The following is a 21,847-nucleotide window of genomic DNA, read 5'->3' on the forward strand; positions in this document are numbered from 1 at the left end:
TCTCAAGGGAGATGATGAAATGGCTACAACAAATTTAAACATAAGGACAGATAAAGAAATAAAAGAAGCAGCAGAAAAAATCTACTCCAGTTTAGGTTTAAATATGACTACTGCAATTAATATGTTTTTAAGGGCAAGTATTAGAGAAAGCGGTATTCCTTTTGATTTAAAACTTGATGTTCCAAGTGATGAAACTATAAAAGCCATAGAAGAAGGAAGAATGATAGCTAAGGATAATAAAGTCAGCTCTTACGATAATATGGATGATTTGAGGAAAGCCCTTGAAGTATAAGATAAAGTTTACTAGTAGATTTAAAAAAGATCTAAAGCAGGCTAAAAAACAAGGTAAAGATATTGAAATGCTCTTTGATGTTATTGAGAAAATAGCAAATGATGAAACTCTTGATGGAAAATATAGAGATCATTCATTAACCGGAAATTACAAAGGGACTCGAGAATGTCATATAGAGCCAGATTTTTTGTTGATATATGAAAAAATAGAAGAGGTTTTAGTGTTATCTCTAGTAAGAACTGGCTCACACTCTGATTTATTTAAGTAACAACAGGATTTATTGCTTAAAAAGAACTTATGGCTTATATTGGCAATAATCGCATTTATTACACTTATATTATCAATATATATGTCATATAAGACAGGAAAAACAGAATATGCATGGATAATTGGAACTATGCTTTTTGGTATAGGGTGTGGAAGTAGATATAATAACGAGAAAAAGAAAAAAATTGCAATAGAAAAAGTCATTGCATTTGAATTATAAACGATTAGAAATAAAAAATCTAGTCGTTTTTTTATTTAAGAAAGAATACAAGCAAATTTTTGGGCGTTAGAATAACAAAAACAAAGCCGAGATGTTTCGACTCCATGTATTTATCGATACATTCCGCTCAACATGCCAGGCCTTGGTGTAACAAACTAACAAAAAAATTTGTAGAGAAAACTTTACAAGCCATTGCCCCACATATTGGCATCATAAGCGAAAAACACCCCCTTGGCATCCTTGAGCGAACAACACCACCCCTAGCACATACTGAGCGAACGAAGTGAGTCGAAGGATCTCTTATTTATTTCACTAAAAAAGGAGCAGTTTTTCTGCTCCCATTTTGTTATTTTACAATATATCCTAAGTTATTTAACATATCATTTCTTAATTCTAAGTTTGATAGATAATAATCTATTGTTGGATATTTCTTTTTTGCTTGGTCAACTGTTGATTTTGCTTCAATTTTCTTTAGTGGATCTAGGGTTACTGTTACAACTTTTTCTAAATCCTTGTAAGCTTTTCTTGAAAAGTCATCTAAAAGCATCTTGAAATGTGGACTTACATAAGCTTCTTTTTTGCTTTCTTCTACTTCTTTGCTAGCCTTATCAAGCTTTTCAATTCCCTTTAGTAGGCTTTTTACAACTTCAAGTTCTTTTTCATCAGCAAGAGCTTTTGCAACTTCTTCTCTTAGTTTTACTTGTCTTACAACTTCAGAAATTTCTTCATTCTTATCATTTATTTGAGAAATTAGGCTTTGAGCTTTCTTTTCGTCAGAATTTTCTTCTTTTTTAGCTTTCTCTTCTTCTTTTGTAGAAATTTTCTTAGCTTTTTCTAGACGTTTTTCTGCATCTTTGAGTAGTTTTTGATATTCTTCTTTGCCTAAGATTGGCTCAAGTATTGAGTCGATTTGCTTGTTGTAGCCTATGATTTTGTCTGCAAGATCATTTGCTTTTTTGTCATCTTCGCTAACCATGATGGTTTTTGGTTCTTCTTCTTTTTTATCAGGAGTTTTTATCAACTTATCAAATCCTGTTTCATTGTCTTTTAGAAGTTTTATTATTTCATCATTTGTTAGCTCTATTTGATCGATTAATTCTTTTGCTTTTTCTTCAGAAGCATCAGTTTTTAAAGATTTTTCTATTTCAGCAGAATTTTCTTCTAATTTGTCTGTTAATTCTTTAGTTTTTTCTTCTGCTGTCTTTTCGTCTTTTTTATCTTCTTTCTTATCTTCTTTTGGCTCTTCTTTTTTATCTTCTTTATCTTCTTTAGGATTTTCTTTTACACCTTCATTTGCTAGCAAAATGTCGGTGATTTCTTTACTGTTTTCCTCTAAGATTTTTATAGCATCTAAGGCTTTTTCTTCGTCGCTAGTATTTTCTTTATTGTCTTCTTTTTTATCTTCTTCTTTTTTGACAAGGACACTTGCATCGTTTATCTTAAATTCTCCAAAATCTTCTAGTTGCTTTGTCTTAAATGAGATTTTTACAAGGCTATTAGGAGCAATTTCCAAATCTTTGATGTTGCCAAAATCTAAAGCCTTGCTATCAGTTAGTTTGTATCCTTCACTTGTCAATGTAAAGTATTCTAAGTTTATTTTTTCATTTTCAAATGATTGGTTTTCTGAAATTTCAAAATCATAGTTACTGATATTTTTTTCTTCTGTTGAGTTTAATAAATAATCAGTCCAAGTAATTGTCTTATCTTCGTTTATCTTACCAGCTAAAACGTGTGCTAATTCTTCACTTGTTTTTTCAACTAACTTGTCAGCTTCGATTTGTCCACCTATACGTTTTGTTAGTATTTCATTGTTTTTTGAAATTAATCCTAAGTCGAAGAATAATTTGTCAGTCTTGTCTTTTTTGATGTCAGCTGATAATTTTAAGCTAGTTTTTTCGCCTGCTGCTAATTTGATTGCCAAGGCTTTACCAAGATCGGTTGCTAGTTCATTTGCTTTTATGTCGGAATTTTCTAGCTTCAAATTTTCAATGTTAGAATTTTCTGGCAAATAAAGATAAGCACTTAATTCTTGGCTTTGGATATTTTTATTTGTGATATCGATATCATAAACAATTTGGCTTTTATCTTCTGATAAAGACATCTTGCTTTGAATTTCTAATGAATTTTCATGTTTTTCTTCTGTGGTAATTTCTGTTGCTTTAGGGTTTTCTTCTATACTAGCTGCTTCTACTATCATAGGGCTTGCTAATGATAGAGCTAATATTAGGGCTGTGTATTTTTTCTTAGATCTAGCTTTCATGTTTATAAAATCCTCCATATTACTTATATTTTATCAGAAAAATTAGGAAAATACAACGTTTTATATATATTTGTTAACTTATATAAAGTTCTTATGAAAAAGTTTTTATTGATAATATTTTGCTAAAAATAAAAAAGGTGATGGCAAAAATTTGCCATCACCTTTACGATTTATTATTTGTTAGAATTTCTCCAAATTCCTAATTTGTCAGCTTCTTTGATTAATTCGTCACGATTGTCTGGATGTGCAAGTTCTACTAGAGCTTCTGCTGCTTGCCAGGTTGATAGGCCTTTGAAATTTCTAATTCCTTGTTCTGTTGCTATATAGTGAGTGTTGCTTCTTACTGCTGTTGCTTGTGTGCCTGGTAAAAATGTTGGAACGATGTTTGAAATTCTAACACCGTCTTTGTTTACTCTTGAAGATTTTAGGGCAACTATTGAACGTCCTCCCTTTGATCTATAAGCTCCAAGTATGAAATCTAGCGCTCCACCTGCTCCAGAAATGTGTCTTGTACCTACTGTTTCTGATGAAATTTGTCCCCAAAGGTCAACTTGCATAGCAGTATTTATGGAAACGAAATTATCCAAAGATGCGATTACATCAATATCGTTGGCGTAATTTACTGGAACTGCCATTAGCTCTTCGTTGCCATCTATATAATCGTAAAGTTCTTGGCTACCTGCTGCGAAGGCGTAAGTTTGACGACCTGTGTCATGGTTTTTCTTCATGCCGGTGATTTTGCCTGCTTTTGCCATATCTACAAAGGAATCTACATACATTTCAGTATGAACTCCTAAATCTTTTAGGTCGGATTTGGCAATTTCTGAACCAATTGCATTTGGAAGGCCACCAATTCCTATTTGTAAGCAGTCGCCATCTCTTAATAGTCCAACTACATGGCTTGCAACTTGTAATTCTTCTTCGCCAAATTTTGCCTTGCCAAGAGTTAACATTTCATAATTTGCTTCATAAATATAGTCTACATCTTTGATATTTACATAGTTTAGATAGCCACCTAAAGCTATTGGTACATTTTCATTTACTTCAAGGATTATCTTATCGGCATTGTTAAAGGTTGCCCAAGTGTGGCTTGCTGATAAACCAAAGTTAAAATTACCGTGTTTATCCATTGGCGCAACTTGGATTACTGCTATATTTATCTTATCTTCAAGGTCATAAATATATCTAGGAAGCTCGCTATATTTAATTGGAATGAAATATGCTCCGTATTTGTTGTTATTTATTAAATTTCTTTCAGTTCCTGATGAGTGCCAAGAATGATAAATAATATGCTCCCCTGTTGTGTCAGCTTTGCCTATTTCTAGCTCGTAAGGAACTACTCCACCTTTTACTTTTACATCGTGAAGTTCGTTTGCTCTTTTTGCCAAAGCTTGGTCAAAAGCTTTTGGTGTAAGTGCACACCAGCCTATATCTACCCAATCGCCATCTTTTACCATGGCTGCGGCTTTGTCTGCTGTTATTAGTTTTTCTTGGTAAAGTTTTTTGTAATCCATTTATACCTCTCCATAAATCGTTTTCTCTATATTTATTTAAGCTAGAAATTCTAGCAAAATATGAATCATCATACTAATCTAATAATACCCAATATTTTGAAAATTTTACAATTTATTTTAGTTAAATAATAAATTAATGACTAAATATAAAATTCCACAGAAAAGCATTATTTTTATCGGATCGATTTTGCTTTTAAACATAGTAAATAAGGAAACAATAAAAATTCCTAGCATGATCCAATCCATATTTCCTAAAGATATGGCCTTTACATCAAAAAAAGCAGTTTGTAAAATCGAAATTCCAGCTATTAAAATCATTGAAACTATGGCAGGTCTTAGAAAGTTAAGAATATTTGTCATAGCATCAAGGTCTTTGTATTTTTTGTAAAAATATGAAATGCCACCAACTATTATGCAGGAAGGCAAAACACAACCAAAAGTTGCTGCAAGCGCTCCAGGAAAACCTGCAATCCTCGTTCCTACAAAAGTTGCGGAATTTATTGCAATTGGTCCCGGTGTCATTTGGCTTATGGTTATTAGATCGTTAAATTCACTAAGACTTAGCCAATGGTGTAAGTTTACAACTTCTTCTTGGATTAGTGGAAGAGCTGCATATCCCCCACCAAAGGAAAATAATCCGATTTTTAAAAAGCTTATAAATAAATTAATTAGCATGATTTCCTCCAAAAATTGTGTAAATTCCACCAATTACAATAAGTCCAAGGATTATGTAAGTCACATTAACTTTTAGAAAAAATCCTAAGATAAAACTTGTTAGCATTATAATTACTACAAGTGGTTTTCTATCTTTAAGCAAATCTTTTGCCATATCGATTACGACTTTGATTATCAAAGCTCCAACACCAGCTTGCATGCCCTTTAAGAAAAGTCCAATATATTTATTTGTAATAAAAGCTTGATAGGCTATGGAGATTAAACTTATAATTACTAAAGGCGGAATAATCGTTCCCAAAATTGCAACAAACATTCCCATTAGTCCAAAAGTTTTATAACCAACTACAACAGCTGCATTTACAGCCACAGGACCTGGCGCAGATTGAGCAATTGCAGTCATATCGAGCATTTCATCTTTATTTATCCAATTTAATCTATCTACAAATGTATCTTTCATCAAAGATAAAATTACATAACCACCACCAAAGGTAAAGGCTGACAAATAGAGGGTGGATTTGAATAATTGCCATAAATTTTTATTTTTTTCCATAAAACCTCTTTTCTTTTTTTCACCTATAAATAAATATACCCTTAAAGCGCTTGACTTTAAGGGTAGGGTTTTGTATTTCTATTTTAGAAAATCTTTAATACGGCTTGCAATTTTTTCTTTAGTAAAGCCAAATGCTTCCATAACTTCTTCGCCTTTTCCTGATGCTCCAAAGCTATCGATTCCAATATTTAATCCATCTAAGCCAGTCCATTCTGCCCAGCCAAAGGTAGATGCCATTTCAAGTGAAACTTTTTTGATATTTCTTGGTAAAACTTGATCTTTGTAAGCTTTATCTTGATTTCTAAATAATTCCATTGATGGCATTGAAACTACTCTTATCTTTTTGCCTTCTTTTGCTAAAATTTCTTTGGCATCAAGAGCAAGTTCAACTTCGCTTCCTGTTGCAATTATTATTAATTCTGGATTTTCGCAATCGCTAATTACATAAGCGCCTTTTTCAATTCCAGTTAGATTTTCTGTTTCTTTTAGATTTCTAACGTTTTGACGAGTTAGAGCCATTACCACTGGTTTATCCTTGCTTTCTAGGGCTATTTTCCAAGCAAGTCTTGTTTCGTTGGCATCTGCTGGTCTTAGCATTAGAGTATTTGGAATTGCTCTAATCATAGCAAGTTGGTCTATTGGTTCGTGAGTTGGTCCATCTTCACCAACAGCTATTGAATCGTGAGTCATAACATAAGTTAGTGGCAAATTTGACAAAGCAGAAAGTCTAATTGCAGCTTTCAAATAATCTGTAAAGACAAAGAATGTTGAAACATGATGGAAACTTCCACCGTGGGCGATTATTCCATTGCCAATTGCCGCCATGGCAAATTCACGAACTCCGTAGTAGATATTTCTGCCTGCTGGAGTCTTATCTGTAAAGGCTTCGGTATCTTTTATATTTGTTTTGTTTGATGAGAACAAATCTGCAGAACCGCCCCAGAAATTTGGAGTGATTTTTGCCAAATCTTGGATAATTTCGCCATTTGATGCACGAGTTGCAAGAGCCTTATCTTCAGCAGAATATTTTTTCACTTGATCTATAAAGTTTTCTGGCAATTCTCTATTGATGCCAGCCATTAGATTTTTGTAATCTTCAGCGTATTTTTCCTTATAAGATTTTAAAAGTTCGTCCCATTTTTCGTTAGCTTCTTTGCCTTTTGCCAAAATTCCATCTGCAAAAGTTTGATAAACTTCTTCTGGAATTTGAAAATCATCCTCGCTCCAACCATAAACTTCTTTAGCTTTGATGAAATCTTCTTTGCCAATAGGAGCTCCGTGAACCTTGTTTGTTCCTTGATTTGCTGAACCAAAACCAATGATAGTTTTTATTTCTATAATTGTAGGGCCATTGGTATTTTCTTTTGCCTTGCTTATAGCTTGGTAAATATCTTCTAGCTTGCCACCATCTTCTACAAGTAGATAATTCCAATTAAGAGCTTCGGCACGTTTTTTAGTATCTTCAGAAAAAGTTGTTGAAGTTTTGCCATCAAGACAAATGTCATTTGAATCGTATAGGACAATTAGCTTTGATAAATTTAAATGTCCAGCAAGACTCATAGCCTCATAGGAAATTCCTTCCATAAGATCGCCATCGCCACAAAGAGCGTAAGTATAGTGGTCGATTATTGGTAAATCTTCTTTGTTATACAAGGCTGCCATGTGTTTTTCTGCAATTGCAAGTCCAACTGCTTGGGCAATTCCTTGACCTAAAGGTCCTGTTGTAACTTCAACTCCGTCTATATGGCCTCTTTCTGGATGGCCTGCTGTTTTGGCATTTAGTTGTCTAAAATCTTTTAGATCATCAAGGCTTACATCATAACCAGATAGGTGGAGTAAAGCATAAAGCATAGCAGAACCATGGCCTGCTGATAATACAAATCTATCACGATCGAAGAAAGAAGAATTTTTTGGATTTGCCTTTAAGATTTTGTTCCACAAAACATAAGCCATTGGTGCTGCTCCCATTGGAAGACCTGGGTGGCCACTGTTAGCTTTTTCAATTTGAGCTATAGAGAGTGCACGAATAGCAGAAACTGCTCTATCATCATTTTTATTAAACATTTTCCCCTCATTTCTTTTTATCAATTTTTACAAAATAACTTACTAATATTATACTACGAAATATTACAAAAATAGAGCAAGCGATGAGCACTTGCCCTAATTTTTTCTAAATTTTTATTTTTTATTTATTTTTTGCTTGGAAAGCATCCCAATCTCTTATGAAGGCTTCGATGCCTGCTGTTGTTAGTGGATGTGTCCAGAGTTTTTCAAATAGAGTTCCAGGTATTGTAGCTATATGAGCTCCAGCAAGAGCGGCTTGTTCTACATGGCCTATATTTCTGATGCTTGCTGCAATTATTTCTGATTGGAAACCGTAGATGTCGATTACATCTCTTAGTTCTCCTATTAGTCTTGCACCATTTTCTCCCATATCATCGATTCTACCTATAAATGGTGAGATGTAGGTTGCGCCAGCTTTCATTGCCATTAGGCCTTGAGATACTGAAAATATCAATGTGCAGTTGGTTTTTATTCCTTCAGCGCTTAGGGTATGGATGGCTTTTAGTCCATCTTCAGTCATTGGAATTTTTACAACGATATTATCTGCCCATTTTGCTAATTCTCTTGCTTGTTTTACCATGCCTTCGTAGTCATAGCTTGTTACTTCTGCTGAAATAGGACCATCTACAAAACCTGCTATTTCTTTTACTACTTCTTCAAAATTACGACCTTCTTTGTTGATTAATGAAGGGTTAGTTGTAACTCCATCGCAAAGACCTAGATCGTTTATTCTTTTTATTTCATCTACATTGGCTGTGTCTAAGAAAAATTTCATTTTGCCTCCTAAAATCTTTTAATACTAAAATATCTCGTTAATTTTGTTTTTGAAGTCTTCTGCAGCTTTTTTTGGATTTTCTGCTTCTGCAATTCCTCTTCCTGCTATGAAACAAGCAACATCAATGCCTTTGAAAAGTTGTAGGGTATCTACATTTAATCCACCAGTTACTGAAACTTCAAATCCCATATCTACAAGTTTATTGATTTTTGTTAGATCTTTTTCTCCCCAAGTTTCGCCACTTAAAAGAGCATCTCTTGATTGGTGATAGACAACTTGATTTATGCCAATTTCCTTCCAAGCTTTGGCTTGGTCAAATGTCCAATCTCCATAAAGTTCAACTTGAAGCTCGTCGATTTCTTTGTTGGCAGCTTGCATGGTAGGAATTGTCGCACAGCAAATTACTGTCATCCAATTTGCTCCAGCGTCTTTGCAATTTTTTGCAACAGTTTTACCTGCATCGGCACACTTGGTGTCTGCAAGTATGGTTTTTTCTGGATATAAAGCTCTTATTGCTCTAACTGGTTCCATACCATCTTGTAGGCATAAAACTGTTCCTACTTCTATTATATCAACTACATCGCCAACTTCTCTTACAGTTTCTAAGGCTTTGCTTAAAGATTGACTATCTAAAGCTATTTGTAGCTTTGGTTTACTCATCACTTTTCTCCTTATTTTAATTTGTTAACTAAAAATTCATAAGAATCTTTGATTATTTCCTTGTAATTTTCTTCTCCATGATCCCAAAATTCACCTGTGTATATGGCAACTTTTTGATTTTTCAACTCTTTTATTGATCTTTCGTATTCTGTATGACCACCTGAGCCAAATTTCATATCTCGATAGATTCCTGGATTTGTTTCTTTTAGGTGGGCTGCAAATATGTGACCAGCACCTTTTTTCAAATCTTCTATAACATCTGTGCCGTATTTTACAGCTGCATTTTTAAGATTTCCTATATCTGGATAAATTCCCAAATATGGGCTGTTTATGATATCTACATAGTGCATAGCCTTTTCTACAGTATCCATAAATTCTGTTTCCATGGTTTCAAAAGCGAGTATCACGCCGTATTTGCTGGCAAGATCTACTGCCTTGGATAGATTTTCCAAGAAATATTTTTTGCTATCAGCAGTGCTTTCTTCGTAATAAACATCATAACCTGCAAGTTGAATGATTCTAATACCGTTGTTATCAGAAAATTCTATGGCTTTTTTCATAATATCCATGGATTTTTCTCTGATTTCTTTTTTGCTTGATCCAAAAGGATATTTCCTATGGCCTGATAAGCACATGGTTCTAATTCTCATATCACAAGCTACTTGTGATTTTTTTAGAATGTCACTTGTGCCATCATAAAGCCTATTTAGTTTTTCATCGCTTTCGTCTATGCTTATTTCTAGCTGATCAAAGCCAATTTCTTTTGCAAATTTTAGTTTTTGATCTAAAGATAAAGAATTTGGCAAAGCTTTTTCATAGATTCCCAGATTAATTTTGTCCATAATAAGCGTTAGCTCCATGTTTTCTTAGGTAATGTTTGTCTAATAATTCATCGCTCATGGCTTCATTTTTGCCAATTGAAATTAAGTGCCAATTCATAAAGGCAACTTCTTCTAAAACTACAGAGTGGAAAACTGAATCTGCTGCATCTTCGCCAAAGACAAAAGGACCATGATTTGCTACCAAAACTGCTGGTACATCTTTTGGAGAAATTTTTCTATCTTCAAAACACTTTATTATTACAAGTCCAGTGTTTTTTTCATAATCATTGGCAATTTCTTCTTTGGTCATATCAGCTGTTACTGGAATTGACCCATAAAAATAATCTCCATGAGTTGTTCCCATAGCTTTTATGTCCATTTTAGCCTGGGCCATTATCGTTGCCCATCTAGAGTGTGTGTGGGTTATGCCGCCAATTTCCGGGTATTTTTTGTAAATTTCTAAATGTGTTGCAGTATCGCTTGATGGTTTTAGATCTCCCTCAACAACGTTTCCGTCAAGGTCGACTACCACCATATCGCTTGCTTTCATAGTTTCATAATCCACGCCTGATGGTTTTATGACTACATATTTTCTATCTGGGGAAATTTCAGAAACATTTCCCCAGGTAAATTTTACTAGATCATATTTTGGCAATAATAAGTTTGCCTGGTAAACTTTTTGCTTGATATCTTCTAACATAAAGCCTACTTATCTTTCCAAAAGATTATTTTCTTTGATTTTTTCTATAGCTTCATCTTTAGAAAGAATATTCTTCATGCCAATGATTGTAACGCCTTTTTCTTTTAGATTATCAAAATCCTTCATGAAATTTACTGCACAGAATATTACATCAGCACTTCTTCCTGTAGATTTTCCTTCAGATAGTGAGCAGTGAGAGATGTCAAGTTTGCCCTTATAGTCCAATTCATTAAAAGCTTGCTTAATCTTATTCATCATCATCAAACTTGTTCCAGCTCCATTTGCACATGCTACTATTACTTTCATTTCGCCCTCCTATTTATTTGCGATTGTTTCTTTGTACTTTTCATAATCTTCAGTGATCATGAAGTAACCTTCTTTGTTCTTTCTATATTGTAGTTGAGGAATTACGATTAATAAGATTGCTACTAATGCAACACCTACATATTGAATATTCTTAATCAATACTGTAAATGCTGGCCATACTGTTGCCCAGTCAAACATTCCTAGATATCCACCGTATTGAGCGAGTCCAGAATATGTTGCTATGAATGCTGAACCAAATACTTGGATTAGACCTGATAAGAATGGCATCAACATTGCAGCCTTATAACCACCTCTATTATTAGCATATACCCCAATTACAGCGTTATCAAAGAATAATGGAACGAATCCTGCAATTATTAGTGTTGGGGATTTTAGTAAGAATAGGGTACCTATTGCTAAAAATTGTCCTAAAGCACCAAATAAAAATCCGATTGTTACTGCATTTGCTGCACCAAAACCAAATACTGCTGCGCAGTCGATTCCTGGAAGTGCACCTGGTAAAAGTTTTCTTTGGATACCATCAAATGATGATGTTAATTCGCCAACGAATGTTCTAACTCCTAGTTGTAAGATAGCTAAGTTTACTGCAAAGCTAAATGAAGATTGCATGATATAGAAGAAGAAGTTATCGTCCATTTTTAAAGCTTCGTGAGCTACTAGATAATCTTTGCCTAAAACTGATTGGATAATTCCAAAGAATAGGGTCATAAGAATTGCTGTAGCTACCATGTTTTCGTTAAAGATTGATAAAAATCCTGGTAGTTCCAAATCATCAATATCTTTACTATGGTCTTTTCTCTTAGCAAATATCTTATCACTTAAAAAGCAAGCAAGTCTGATACCAAACATTTGTTGGTGAGCTATACAGAAACCTGCACCGTCTGTAAGTTTTTGTGTATCTTCAACTGTTAAGTTGCTACCTACTGCCCAATAAAGACCTAGTAAAATAGCCATTATTACAAGAATAGGTGTTTGACCTAAATCTGGAAAGCAGAAAACTAATAGCCAAAAAGCTGTTGCAGCTTGTTGCATTTGAACGTGACCTGTTGTAAACACAGCTCTCATCTTTGTAATATTTTTTGCTCTAACTAGAATAATATTAACTATAAAGGCAATAAGCAATAGAACCATTACTTGTGAAAATGATCTACCAAGATGCTCCATACCTTCAGTTACCGCGTTTTGACCAAAATACGGGTCAATTACTGTTGCAGAAATATTAAATTTATCCTTAAGTCCTGTAAGTATTGGTCTAAAGGTAGAAACAAGTCCACCAGAACCAACCATCAAAATCATATAGCCTACAGTTGCTTTTATAAAGCCTGCCAAGGCATCGTACCATTTCTTACCATCTAGCAAATAGCCAATTAGTACCAAAAAACCTATAAAAAACGCTGGTTTTGTAAGAATATTTTTTACAAATCCGTTTAAAATTGCTAATATTATATTCATAAATATCCCCTAAATATTATATTTTTTTGAAATTTTTCTTAAATCTTCTTCGTTTTTAGCTTGGCATAAAGCTTCAACGATTTCTTCATCGCACAATATATCAGATAAAGCCGCAATATTTTCCAAATGTTTTTTGTTATCTTCACTAGCTACAGTAAAAAATATTTTCGCATCCTTATCCCTATCATCTTCATCAAAAACTACTGGTTTTTCAACCCTCATGAAAGCCACAGCAGTTTCATTTACACCTTCTGCACATTCTTGACAATGAGGCATAGCCACTTGTGGTATCAAAACAATGTATGGACCGTATTTTTCGCAAGTTTCGATAATTTGTTTTGGATAGTTTTCGTCAACAATGTTTTTTTCTATTAATTTCGCACAAGACTTATTGATAGCTTCTTGCCAAGTGTCTATTTGATCATAAAAATCAAACAAACCTTTTTCTAATATTTCATTAATCATATTTCACCTTTTATGTATCTTAAACTGCCAACAAAATTAGCAGTTTATATTTTTTATAATATTGATTTGAATGGTACATTTCTTGGATTTTCAAATGCATCTTCAAATCCTGGTCTGTACCTAAACTCTAATTCATCCTTCATTGTTGGCCATATATATTTGCCACCAACATCCCAAATATATGGGTGGAATTTATATTTTGATCTATCTTTTCTATATTGCCATAGATATTTGATCTCTTTTGGATCAGCTTTGAAGTTTGTCCAAACATCATGGTGAATTGGAATAACAACTTCACAACCTACAGATTCAGCCATTCTTAGTATATCAATAGAAGTCATCTTATCTTGATTTCCTACAGGGTTATCGCCATAAGAACCAAAAGCAATATCGATATCATATTTCTTGCCAACTTCTGCAAAGCCAATAGAAAAGTGCGAATCTCCTGTGTGATATACAGTTCCTGCTGGCATTTTGATTAGATAATTTACAGCCTTTTCGTCCATATTTGTCGGGCAAACTCCCTCAATATCTTCACCAACCTCTGTTGTAACCAAGCAAGTTCTATCAAAAGAATCAAGAGCAACAATGGTTGTATCTTTTATCTTTATCTCATCACCTGGTTTTACAACTATACATCTATCTTCTGGTACACCGTATGATAACCATTTTTTAACAGATTCCTTTGGTCCTATAAAAGGTACATCATCAGAACAATTTTTCAAAACTGCTGCTGCAAAGAAAGGATCGATATGATCATTGTGGTAGTGAGTTGATAATACAGCATCAACTTTTGTAACAGCAAATGGGTCAAAAACTATTGGATTAGCTCTTAAATTTGGTTGAAGAGCCTTGCCACCAGTCATATTTCTCATTTGATGGTAAGGAGCCATCTCCTTAACTTTTTTGGTTCTTTTTCCATTACCAAACCACAAATCAATTGCAATATTTGTATCATTTTCAGTCTTAAACCAAATGCCAGTGCAGCCAATCCACCACATAGCAAAGGTACCTTTTTCTACAACTTCTTCGTCAATTTCTTCATTAAGCCATGTTCCCCACTCAGGAAATGCGCCTAAGATCCATTTTTCTCTAGTAATTTCATCAATTTGGCTCATAATACCTCCATAATAATTTAATTCTTTACCTAGTTATATCATATAACAAAATTAATGAACGGTCAAGCATTTATTTTAATTTTTTTTCGATATTATATGATTGATTTGATTGATTAGACTAGTATAATATAAATGACAACGATTTATTATTCTTTGTGCCGACAAACGTTCATAAAAATAATGAGATTATAAGAGGTTAATATGAAAATAAAAAAATCCATCGTAGATAAAAGAAGAGAAGAGATATTAAATTACATAAGTAGCGAAAATACAGTTACTAGTAAAGAGCTTATTGAAAAATTTAAGGTTTCAGAAATAACCATAAGAAGGGACTTAGATTTTCTACAATCTCTCGGGAAAATCCAAAGATTTCACGGCGGAGCAAGGATAAATAAATGCCAAGATTCGGCAAATTTATTACTAGAAAACAAAAAAGAAAAAATTGCCAAAAAATGTGCAGACTTCATAAACAACGATGATGATATTTTTATAAATTCATCATCAACCGCCCTAAAAGTTCTAAAATTTATAAAAAATAAAAGAGTAAACATTATAACAAATAACGCCAAAGCTTCCAATGTAAAAATTGATCCTTTAGTCAATGTTATTTTAACAGGCGGAAGAGTTTCCTACCCAAAAAATGCGATGACCGGAACCTTTGCCCTAAACAACCTAAAAAGTGTCGCTTCAAACCTTTCAATCATCGGCATTTCAGGAATCACAGAAGAAGGCGAACTTACAACTAGCATAATAGATGAGGTTGAAATAAACCAATATATGCTAAATGAATCCACAGAAAAAAATATCCTAGTTTGCGACAGCTCAAAATTTAGTCAATCAGCAAACTTTAAAATAGGTACAATCCAAAGCATAGATATAATAATAACCGATAACGAAATGTCAAGATCAAAGGTTGAAAATCTTGAAAAATTGGGGATTAAGGTGATTTTGGTGTGAGATTATATTTTTTTGTACTCACTTTCTAGAGCTTTTAATAATTAAAAAATAGCTATACTTGCATTTACGCAATATAGCTATTTTCTATACTCAGAAAATTTTTTTATGGATATCCATTGATTTTTTCGAATTTTAATTTTTTGATTATTTTGTCAAGTAATCAGCTATGTTTACAAATAATTTATTATAGGATTTCCAGTTTACAAATTCTGGTGGTGCCCAGTGTGGTGCTGAGTCTGATGTAAATACTGCTGATTTTCCTTTGCCGTAGCTTCCTACAGCTATAAATGGATCTTCATTAACTGTTGCCAAAAGTTCTCCATCTTCTTTTAGGATGGTTTTGTTGTAGCCTAAAACATGTGGCCATTCTTTTTCTACGCCTTCAAATATTTCATGGTCTTTCACTACTTTTGGATATACTCCTTCTGGTGTTTCGATTCTGTCATCTGTACTTAGGATTTTTACTGGCAATACATCTTGTACTGCTGTATCTTGCCATTTTCCTGCTGCATTTATTCCTGAAAATGTCATATATCCACCGATCATTAATAAAGCTCCACCATCTAGGACGTATTCTTTTATAAGATTACATCTGTTGGCAGTTTTTTCGCTTTTTGCGAAAACTCTGTTTGGTAGTAATAAGGAATTTGCTCCTATGTCTGATAAGATTATCAAATCGTATTTTTTAAGTCCCTCTAAGTCGTATGGGAATTCTTCCATAGCTATGTGTGCTGGCATATGTTCATATTCATAATCTTCGCTTTGTTCAAAAGCTCCTCTTATAAATTCTTCTCCAGTTTCATATTCGCTTGTTACAAATGAATCAAATCCTTTTACGTGGATTGTTGTTTTTGTCCAAGATTCTCCTACTAATAATACTTTTTTTGTCATTTTTTCTCCTTTATTTACAATAATCTAAGATTAGATTTGCATATATAAGTATGGCATTTAGATATTCTTCTACTGGTACACATTCATTGATGGCATGGGCCATTTTTAGACTGCCTGGGCCAAATTGAATGGTTGGCATTTTTGCAATGCTTCTCCACAATCTTGAGTCGCATCCTGCTGGTGATCCAACAGCTTTTACTTCTTTGTCCATTGCTAGTTTGAATGAATTTTTAAAGCTATTTACTAAGCCGTGATCAAGATCCATTTCAAAGCCATTTCCTGCTTGGTAAATGGTAACTTTTGGAGGATTCTTTTCTAGAAATGGATCTGATTTGGCTACTCTATTTATGGTGTCCATAAATTCTTCTTCTATTTGCTTTTTAGACATCAGATTTGGCAAATAGTGAACGCAAGTTTCAAAATAGCACTCGTCTGGCACTGTTGATCCTGCTGTTCCACCTTTTATTACTCCAATATTTAAATTTGGTGGTGGTAGTAGAGGATGTTTATATTTTAATAACCATTTGTGTTCCAATTCATTTAAGGCATTTATTGCTTTTATGGCCTTTTCTATTGCATTTACTCCTTTGGTTTTCATTCCTGAATGACAAGCTATTCCAGAAAATTCAACTCTAAAGAAGACAAAACCCATGTGTGCAAGTATTAATTCTTGATCTGTTCCTTCGCAAACTACAACTCCATCAGCTCTTTGACCGCTAGCAATGGCTTGCATTGAGCCATTGCCGCCACCTTCTTCATCGCAAACGGATGTTATTATAACTTCTCCTGGCAAGTCAATTTCAGCATCTTTTAATAGTTTTACAGCCATTATTGCTGCCATTAGACCACCTTTCATATCTGCTGTGCCACGACCGTAAAGTATACCATCTTTTATTATAGGTTCAAAAGGTGGATTATCCCACAAAGTCTCATCTCCAGGTGGCATTACGTCTATATGACCATTAAACATTAGGCTTTTTTTGCTTGGATCAGCCTTAAAACTTGCATATACGTTAAATCTATCGTCGTAGTTATGGCCTAGGTTACCTTCTCCATGATCTTTGTAAAATTGTTGAATAACTTCTTCTTTCATAGGATCAACTTTTACGTCTGCTCCTAATTTTTCAAAAAGTTTGATTAGGTATTCTTGACCTTCTTTTTCTAAGCCACCATCAATGCCATGGCCTAGATCTCTTGTGTCTATGGCTATAAGATCTTTTAGATAGCCTATATATTCTTCTCTATTCTTTTCTAAAGTTTCTTTTAGTTTTGTATTTATTTGATTAGTCATTATAACTTCTTATTCCTTTTTCTATAATGTCCCAATATTTTTTGACATCGACATCGATTGCTACATTGGAATTTTTTTCTAAGCCTAGGTAATCAAAATAGTCGCAGTTAGTTCTTCCGTAGGAATCGGTACTTCTAATATCGATTCTTGTGTTCATTTTTTTAAGGGTTACTACAGAAGGATCAATTAAATATGCAACTGTTAGTGGGTCATGAAGAGGACCACCATCCCAGCCAAAAACTTCTTTTTGAGATTTGTTGAAGAATTTCATCAAGTTTACAAACATTTCAGCTGCTTTGTTTGAAATTTTATCCATTCTTTCTACAACTTCTGGTAAGACTTGAACTTTTCTAGTTACATCAAGGCCCATCATGGTAATTGGCAAGCCTGCTGTAAAGCAAACATACGCTGCTTCAGCATCTGCAATTATATTAAATTCTGCTGCAGGACTTACATTTCCAAAAGTGTAAGCTCCACCCATTAATACAATTTCTTCAATATTTTCTTTTATTTTTGGCTGAAGTCTTAATGCCATAGCTAGGTTTGTCATAGGACCACAAGTTACTACAGTTATTTTTTCTTTTGAATTTAATATGGTATCGATTATGAAATTAACTGCGTGGTCTTCTTGTAATTTTATTTTAATTTCTCCAAAATCATGACCATCAAGTCCAGTTTCGCCGTGAATATCATCTGCTATCATTTGCTTTCTAACCATAGGACCTGGACAGCCTTTAATAACTGGCACATCTAAGCCAAGCCATTGGACAACTTTTAGGGCATTGTTGGCAGTTTTTTCTAATGTTTGATTTCCAGCAACAACTGTTACTCCCAACAAGTTTATCTCTGGGTTTGATCCTGCTAACAATATTGCAATGGCATCATCATGGCCTGGATCACAATCTAGAATAATGTTTCTCAAAATTTTCTCCTTTTAAACTTCTCTTTTGACTAAAGATGATTCTTTTCTCTTATCATTTTTAATTTTTGCATAAACTGAAATTGTCAATACTAAAATTGTAACTATATATGGGAGCATCAATACAAATTGTGCTGGCAATCCATAAGATTGTAATCTTGCTCCAATTGAATCGGCAAAACCAAATAACAAACATCCCAAAGATGTGTGAATTGGATTGGCTCCACCAAAGAACATGGCTGCAATTCCCATAAATCCTCTGTTATTTGTCATATTATTTACAAATTGTGCACTATATCCTAAGGATAAGTGAGCTCCTGCTAAACCGCCAACTAAACCACCTATTAGAAGTGACTCATATTTTTTTCTTGTTGTGTTTATTCCGGCAGTTTTTGCTGCTTCTGGAAAGGCTCCAACTGCACGAAGATGTAAACCATATGGCGTTTTATAAATTACAAAGTACAAAAGTATTATAGTTGGCAACAAGATCCATTCTGTGATTGTAAGATTATTTAGTATTGAACCAAGAACTGGAATCTTTGAAAAAAATCCAATGCTTATTCTTGGAATCGCCTTTATATAAGGGCTTGCAAATGAGCCATTTACCCCATATAGCACTTGCAAAAGTAATCTTGTTATTGCTAGGGCAAATAAGTTTACACCCATGCCTATTGCAGTAATATCGGCATTAAATTTTATATGACCAATGCCGATTAATCCAGATATCAAACAACCAGCAATCATAGCAGCCAAAACTCCTATGACCCAACTTCCTGTTATATAACTAAAGGTTACAGCAGTAAAGGATCCTATAAGCATTATCCCCTCTATTCCAACGTTTAATATGTTTGCTTGCTGGGTTATAGCAGCGCACAAAGCCGCATAGATAATTGGAGTTGATGCTCTAAAGGTAGAGTTTATAAGTGACATATTAAATATTGTAGATAAATCAACGTTCATTTGTTACCTCATTTCTCTTTGTTCCTTTAGTGCTTTCTTCTGCTTCTAATTTTTCCATAGTTTCTTCGAATTCTGCTTTACTTTCAGCATCTTCCTTTTTAAGTTTTCTTTTTTCGATAAATTGCAAAATTACATCCATTGTCGCAATAATTATAAACATTGATGTTATTGTATCTACCAAAGCTTTTGGTAATCTTGTAGCATTTTGCATACCAACTGCTCCTGCTTTTAGCAAAGCTAGGAAAAATGATGTAAGTGGAGTTAAAGCGATATTTGATCTGACTATTAGAGATGCAAGCATACCGTCATTACCAAGTCCTGTCGCAAAACCATCCAAATAATAACCATGAACGCCCAAAACTTGGATACAACCTGCAACCCCTGCAATCATTCCAGATAAAACCATTACTCTTACGAAAGTTTTCTTTGAGCTTTTGCCAACATAATCCATATTTCTTGGATTTAATCCCGCAGCTCTTACATTTTCTCCAAGACGAGTTTTATACATTACAATTGATATTACAATAACTATTAATAACGCTATAAAAAATCCCACATTTGCTGAAGATGGTCTAAGGAATTTTGCAAGTGTTACCCAAACTGGATCAGTCTGTGGATTTGCATTTCCTGAACTTAAAGGTCCACTTACTAGATAGGAACCTATATATACAGCTACTGAGTTCATAAGTATTGTTACACAAATTTCTGAGATGTTATATTTTACTTTCAAAATTCCAGGAATGTAAGCCCATAAACCAGCAACAATAATAGCTCCTAAAAAACAAGCTATGTATAAAAGTGGTACTGGTAAAAATCCCCAATTTGCACCAATATATGCTGCTGCCATTCCGCCTAAAATAACTTCACCTTCAATACCTACGTTAAAAGCTCCAGCTTGTGCTGCAATTGCAAAGGCAAGTGATGTTAATAAAAGCGGAGTCCATAAGGCTATTGTGTTTCCAAAGCCATATGTAGAACCAACTGCTCCTTTGATTAGGGCGCTAAAGGCTTGTAAAGGATTCTCACCAATAATTAAGATTAATATTGTTCCTAAGGCAAGAGAAATTAAAAAACTTATCAAAAAGTTTATTAAATCTTTTTTCAAATTATTCATTGCTAATCTCCTTTACTTCATCTTTTTTTCCTTCTGATGAACCCATCATCAACAAACCAACGTTGTTTTCATTAGCTTCTGAGGCAGGCATTTGACCTGTAATCTTTCCTTCGTGTATTACAATTATGGTATCAGATAAGGATAAAATCTCTTCTAATTCTGCAGAAACTAGCAAGACGCCAACTCCTTCTTGTTTGGCATTTTCGATTGTTTTTCTAATCAATTCAATAGCGCCTATGTCAACTCCTCTTGTAGGTTGAGATGCTATTAACAAATTGTTGTTTAGGGATATTTCACGTGCTACTACTACTTTTTGTGCGTTTCCTCCTGAAAGTGATGAGGTCAAAGCTTCTGGATTAGTAGGTCTGATATCAAATTTTTTAATTAAATCATTTGAGTATTTTTCTATTTTTTCTTCATCCAAAAAACCTTTTTCTTTTACCGGGACGCCTTCTTTTAGTACAGATGTTAGGTTATAAGAGATTGATAAAGCTCTATTTAGACCTGTGGTGTTTCTATCTTCTGGTATGTGTGAAAGTCCTGCTTTTCTAATATCTTTTGGAGTTTTATTTGTAACATCAACTCCATTTATCAAGACCTGACCTTTTTCTACTTTCCTAAGGCCTGTTATTGCTTCGATTAATTCGGATTGTCCGTTGCCATCAATGCCCGCTATGCCTACTATTTCGCCTTCACGAACTGATAAGGACATGCCTCTAATTTTGGATGTTTCTTTTTGGCTTGGAACCCGTATGTCTTTTACTTCAAGGATTGTTTTTCCAATTTTAGCTTCTTTTCTCGGTATATTAAGAAAAACCTCTCTACCAATCATCATTTTTGCAAGTTCCAATTCATTGGTGTCGGCTTTGTTTACAGTTCCTTCATACATTCCCTGACGCATTACTGTTATTCTATCGGATATACTCATTACCTCATTAAGTTTGTGGCTTATGAATACTAGAGATTTTCCACTTGCTCTTAATTCTTCTAATATTTCAAAAAGTTTCTCAGTTTCTTGAGGAGTTAAAACTGCAGTAGGCTCATCTAGTATAATTATGTCTGCTCCTCTAATTAGAGTTTTGATAATCTCTACTCTTTGAGCTTCTCCAACTGATATTTGCCCAACCTTTTTGTTAAGTTGTACATCCATATGATATTTATTGATGTATTCTTCAATTTCTTGTCTAGCTTTTTTGTAGTCTATTTTAAATCCAGCTCTTGGTTCAAATCCTAAGATTATATTTTCCATTACTGTTAGGTTATCTACAAGCATAAATTCTTGGTGAACCATACCGATGCCACGAGCTATGGCATCGGATGGACTTAATTTGTCTATAAGTTCACCATTTATTTTTATTTGACCAGAAGTGATAGGATACATTCCATAAAGTAATTTCATCATAGTTGATTTGCCAGCTCCATTTTCTCCAATTAGAGAATGAATTTCGCCTTTAATCAGGTTAAAATTTCCATCATTGACAGCTTTGACTTTGCCAAAGTGTTTTTTGATGTGATTCATTTCTATTACATAATTACTCATAGCACCTTCCGATTC

Annotated in this window: 23 protein-coding genes; 4 read left to right on the forward strand and 19 right to left on the reverse strand. The window is 33.8% G+C overall.

Going from position 1 to position 21,847, the window contains the following annotated elements:
• Nucleotides 1-19: 19 nt before the first annotated feature.
• The 3 genes from CS884_RS08315 to CS884_RS08325 all read left to right on the forward strand — a co-directional run bounded on the left by CS884_RS08315 (nucleotide 20) and on the right by CS884_RS08325 (nucleotide 779).
• Nucleotides 20-292 (forward strand): type II toxin-antitoxin system RelB/DinJ family antitoxin, encoded by a 273-nt coding sequence (locus CS884_RS08315; protein WP_099321376.1) that lies wholly within the window; start codon nucleotides 20-22, stop codon nucleotides 290-292.
• Nucleotides 282-560: a type II toxin-antitoxin system YafQ family toxin gene (locus CS884_RS08320; protein WP_099321377.1), complete on the forward strand. Its 279-nt coding sequence runs from the start codon at nucleotides 282-284 to the stop codon at nucleotides 558-560. Before CS884_RS08315 ends, CS884_RS08320 begins: the two co-directional genes overlap by 11 nt.
• A gap of 81 nt (nucleotides 561-641) precedes the next feature.
• A complete protein-coding gene (locus CS884_RS08325) occupies nucleotides 642-779 on the forward strand; it encodes a hypothetical protein (RefSeq protein ID WP_257875773.1) in 138 nt (45 codons plus the stop codon).
• A 346-nt stretch (nucleotides 780-1,125) separates the two neighbouring features.
• On the opposite strand, the gene CS884_RS08330 is transcribed toward CS884_RS08325, so the two are convergent.
• The 13 genes from CS884_RS08330 to ulaG form a co-directional block, all read right to left on the reverse strand.
• The gene (locus CS884_RS08330) at nucleotides 1,126-3,039 is read right to left on the reverse strand and encodes a hypothetical protein (RefSeq protein ID WP_099321379.1); all 1,914 of its coding nucleotides are present in this window, start codon (nucleotides 3,037-3,039) and stop codon (nucleotides 1,126-1,128) included.
• A gap of 173 nt (nucleotides 3,040-3,212) precedes the next feature.
• Nucleotides 3,213-4,553, reverse strand: coding sequence for an acetyl-CoA hydrolase/transferase C-terminal domain-containing protein (locus CS884_RS08335; protein WP_099321380.1), 1,341 nt, complete (start codon nucleotides 4,551-4,553; stop codon nucleotides 3,213-3,215).
• A 117-nt stretch (nucleotides 4,554-4,670) separates the two neighbouring features.
• Nucleotides 4,671-5,228 (reverse strand): chromate transporter, encoded by a 558-nt coding sequence (locus CS884_RS08340; RefSeq protein WP_099321381.1) that lies wholly within the window; start codon nucleotides 5,226-5,228, stop codon nucleotides 4,671-4,673.
• Nucleotides 5,218-5,778, reverse strand: coding sequence for a chromate transporter (locus tag CS884_RS08345; protein ID WP_099321382.1), 561 nt, complete (start codon nucleotides 5,776-5,778; stop codon nucleotides 5,218-5,220). Before CS884_RS08345 ends, CS884_RS08340 begins: the two co-directional genes overlap by 11 nt.
• A gap of 78 nt (nucleotides 5,779-5,856) precedes the next feature.
• Entirely contained in the window at nucleotides 5,857-7,842 is a 1,986-nt protein-coding gene (gene tkt, locus CS884_RS08350; RefSeq protein WP_099321383.1) for a transketolase, read from the reverse strand.
• Nucleotides 7,843-7,963: 121 nt separating this feature from the next.
• Nucleotides 7,964-8,617: a fructose-6-phosphate aldolase gene (fsa, locus tag CS884_RS08355; RefSeq protein WP_099321384.1), complete on the reverse strand. Its 654-nt coding sequence runs from the start codon at nucleotides 8,615-8,617 to the stop codon at nucleotides 7,964-7,966.
• Nucleotides 8,618-8,641: 24 nt separating this feature from the next.
• Nucleotides 8,642-9,277, reverse strand: a complete 636-nt coding sequence (locus tag CS884_RS08360; RefSeq protein ID WP_099321385.1) for a 3-keto-L-gulonate-6-phosphate decarboxylase UlaD — start codon at nucleotides 9,275-9,277, stop codon at nucleotides 8,642-8,644.
• Nucleotides 9,278-9,288: 11 nt separating this feature from the next.
• The gene (locus tag CS884_RS08365; protein ID WP_180753316.1) at nucleotides 9,289-10,119 is read right to left on the reverse strand and encodes an L-ribulose-5-phosphate 3-epimerase; all 831 of its coding nucleotides are present in this window, start codon (nucleotides 10,117-10,119) and stop codon (nucleotides 9,289-9,291) included.
• Nucleotides 10,106-10,798, reverse strand: a complete 693-nt coding sequence (locus CS884_RS08370; RefSeq protein ID WP_099321387.1) for an L-ribulose-5-phosphate 4-epimerase — start codon at nucleotides 10,796-10,798, stop codon at nucleotides 10,106-10,108. The genes CS884_RS08365 and CS884_RS08370 overlap by 14 nt, the downstream gene beginning before the upstream one ends.
• A 9-nt stretch (nucleotides 10,799-10,807) precedes the next feature.
• Nucleotides 10,808-11,104 (reverse strand): PTS sugar transporter subunit IIB, encoded by a 297-nt coding sequence (locus tag CS884_RS08375; RefSeq protein WP_099321388.1) that lies wholly within the window; start codon nucleotides 11,102-11,104, stop codon nucleotides 10,808-10,810.
• Nucleotides 11,105-11,113: 9 nt separating this feature from the next.
• Nucleotides 11,114-12,577 (reverse strand): PTS ascorbate transporter subunit IIC, encoded by a 1,464-nt coding sequence (locus tag CS884_RS08380; RefSeq protein ID WP_099321389.1) that lies wholly within the window; start codon nucleotides 12,575-12,577, stop codon nucleotides 11,114-11,116.
• A 9-nt stretch (nucleotides 12,578-12,586) separates the two neighbouring features.
• On the reverse strand, nucleotides 12,587-13,042 hold the full coding sequence (locus CS884_RS08385) for a PTS sugar transporter subunit IIA (RefSeq protein WP_099321390.1): 456 nt from the start codon (nucleotides 13,040-13,042) through the stop codon (nucleotides 12,587-12,589).
• Between the two features lie 53 nt (nucleotides 13,043-13,095).
• Entirely contained in the window at nucleotides 13,096-14,160 is a 1,065-nt protein-coding gene (ulaG, locus tag CS884_RS08390) for an L-ascorbate 6-phosphate lactonase (RefSeq protein ID WP_099321391.1), read from the reverse strand.
• 201 nt (nucleotides 14,161-14,361) lie between these two features.
• On the opposite strand from ulaG, the gene CS884_RS08395 reads away from it, so the two are divergent.
• Nucleotides 14,362-15,117, forward strand: coding sequence for a DeoR/GlpR family DNA-binding transcription regulator (locus CS884_RS08395; protein WP_099321392.1), 756 nt, complete (start codon nucleotides 14,362-14,364; stop codon nucleotides 15,115-15,117).
• Between the two features lie 144 nt (nucleotides 15,118-15,261).
• On the opposite strand, the gene CS884_RS08400 is transcribed toward CS884_RS08395, so the two are convergent.
• The 6 genes from CS884_RS08400 to CS884_RS08425 are packed head-to-tail and all read right to left on the reverse strand — an operon-like array spanning nucleotide 15,262 to nucleotide 21,832.
• On the reverse strand, nucleotides 15,262-16,008 hold the full coding sequence (locus CS884_RS08400; protein WP_099321393.1) for a glutamine amidotransferase: 747 nt from the start codon (nucleotides 16,006-16,008) through the stop codon (nucleotides 15,262-15,264).
• Between the two features lie 10 nt (nucleotides 16,009-16,018).
• Nucleotides 16,019-17,299, reverse strand: a complete 1,281-nt coding sequence (locus CS884_RS08405) for a M20 family metallopeptidase (RefSeq protein ID WP_219350582.1) — start codon at nucleotides 17,297-17,299, stop codon at nucleotides 16,019-16,021.
• Entirely contained in the window at nucleotides 17,292-18,221 is a 930-nt protein-coding gene (locus CS884_RS08410) for a nucleoside hydrolase (RefSeq protein ID WP_099321394.1), read from the reverse strand. Before CS884_RS08410 ends, CS884_RS08405 begins: the two co-directional genes overlap by 8 nt.
• A 12-nt stretch (nucleotides 18,222-18,233) precedes the next feature.
• On the reverse strand, nucleotides 18,234-19,178 hold the full coding sequence (locus CS884_RS08415) for an ABC transporter permease (protein ID WP_099321395.1): 945 nt from the start codon (nucleotides 19,176-19,178) through the stop codon (nucleotides 18,234-18,236).
• A complete protein-coding gene (locus CS884_RS08420) occupies nucleotides 19,168-20,292 on the reverse strand; it encodes an ABC transporter permease (protein ID WP_099321396.1) in 1,125 nt (374 codons plus the stop codon). Before CS884_RS08420 ends, CS884_RS08415 begins: the two co-directional genes overlap by 11 nt.
• Nucleotides 20,285-21,832 carry an ABC transporter ATP-binding protein gene (locus tag CS884_RS08425; RefSeq protein ID WP_099321397.1) on the reverse strand — a complete coding sequence of 516 codons (1,548 nt, stop codon included), beginning with the start codon at nucleotides 21,830-21,832 and terminating at the stop codon, nucleotides 20,285-20,287. Before CS884_RS08425 ends, CS884_RS08420 begins: the two co-directional genes overlap by 8 nt.
• Nucleotides 21,833-21,847: the final 15 nt, after the last annotated feature.

Origin of the sequence: Anaerococcus sp. Marseille-P3625, from assembly GCF_900232825.1 — a bacterium.
Classification (GTDB): Bacteria; Bacillota; Clostridia; order Tissierellales; family Peptoniphilaceae; genus Anaerococcus.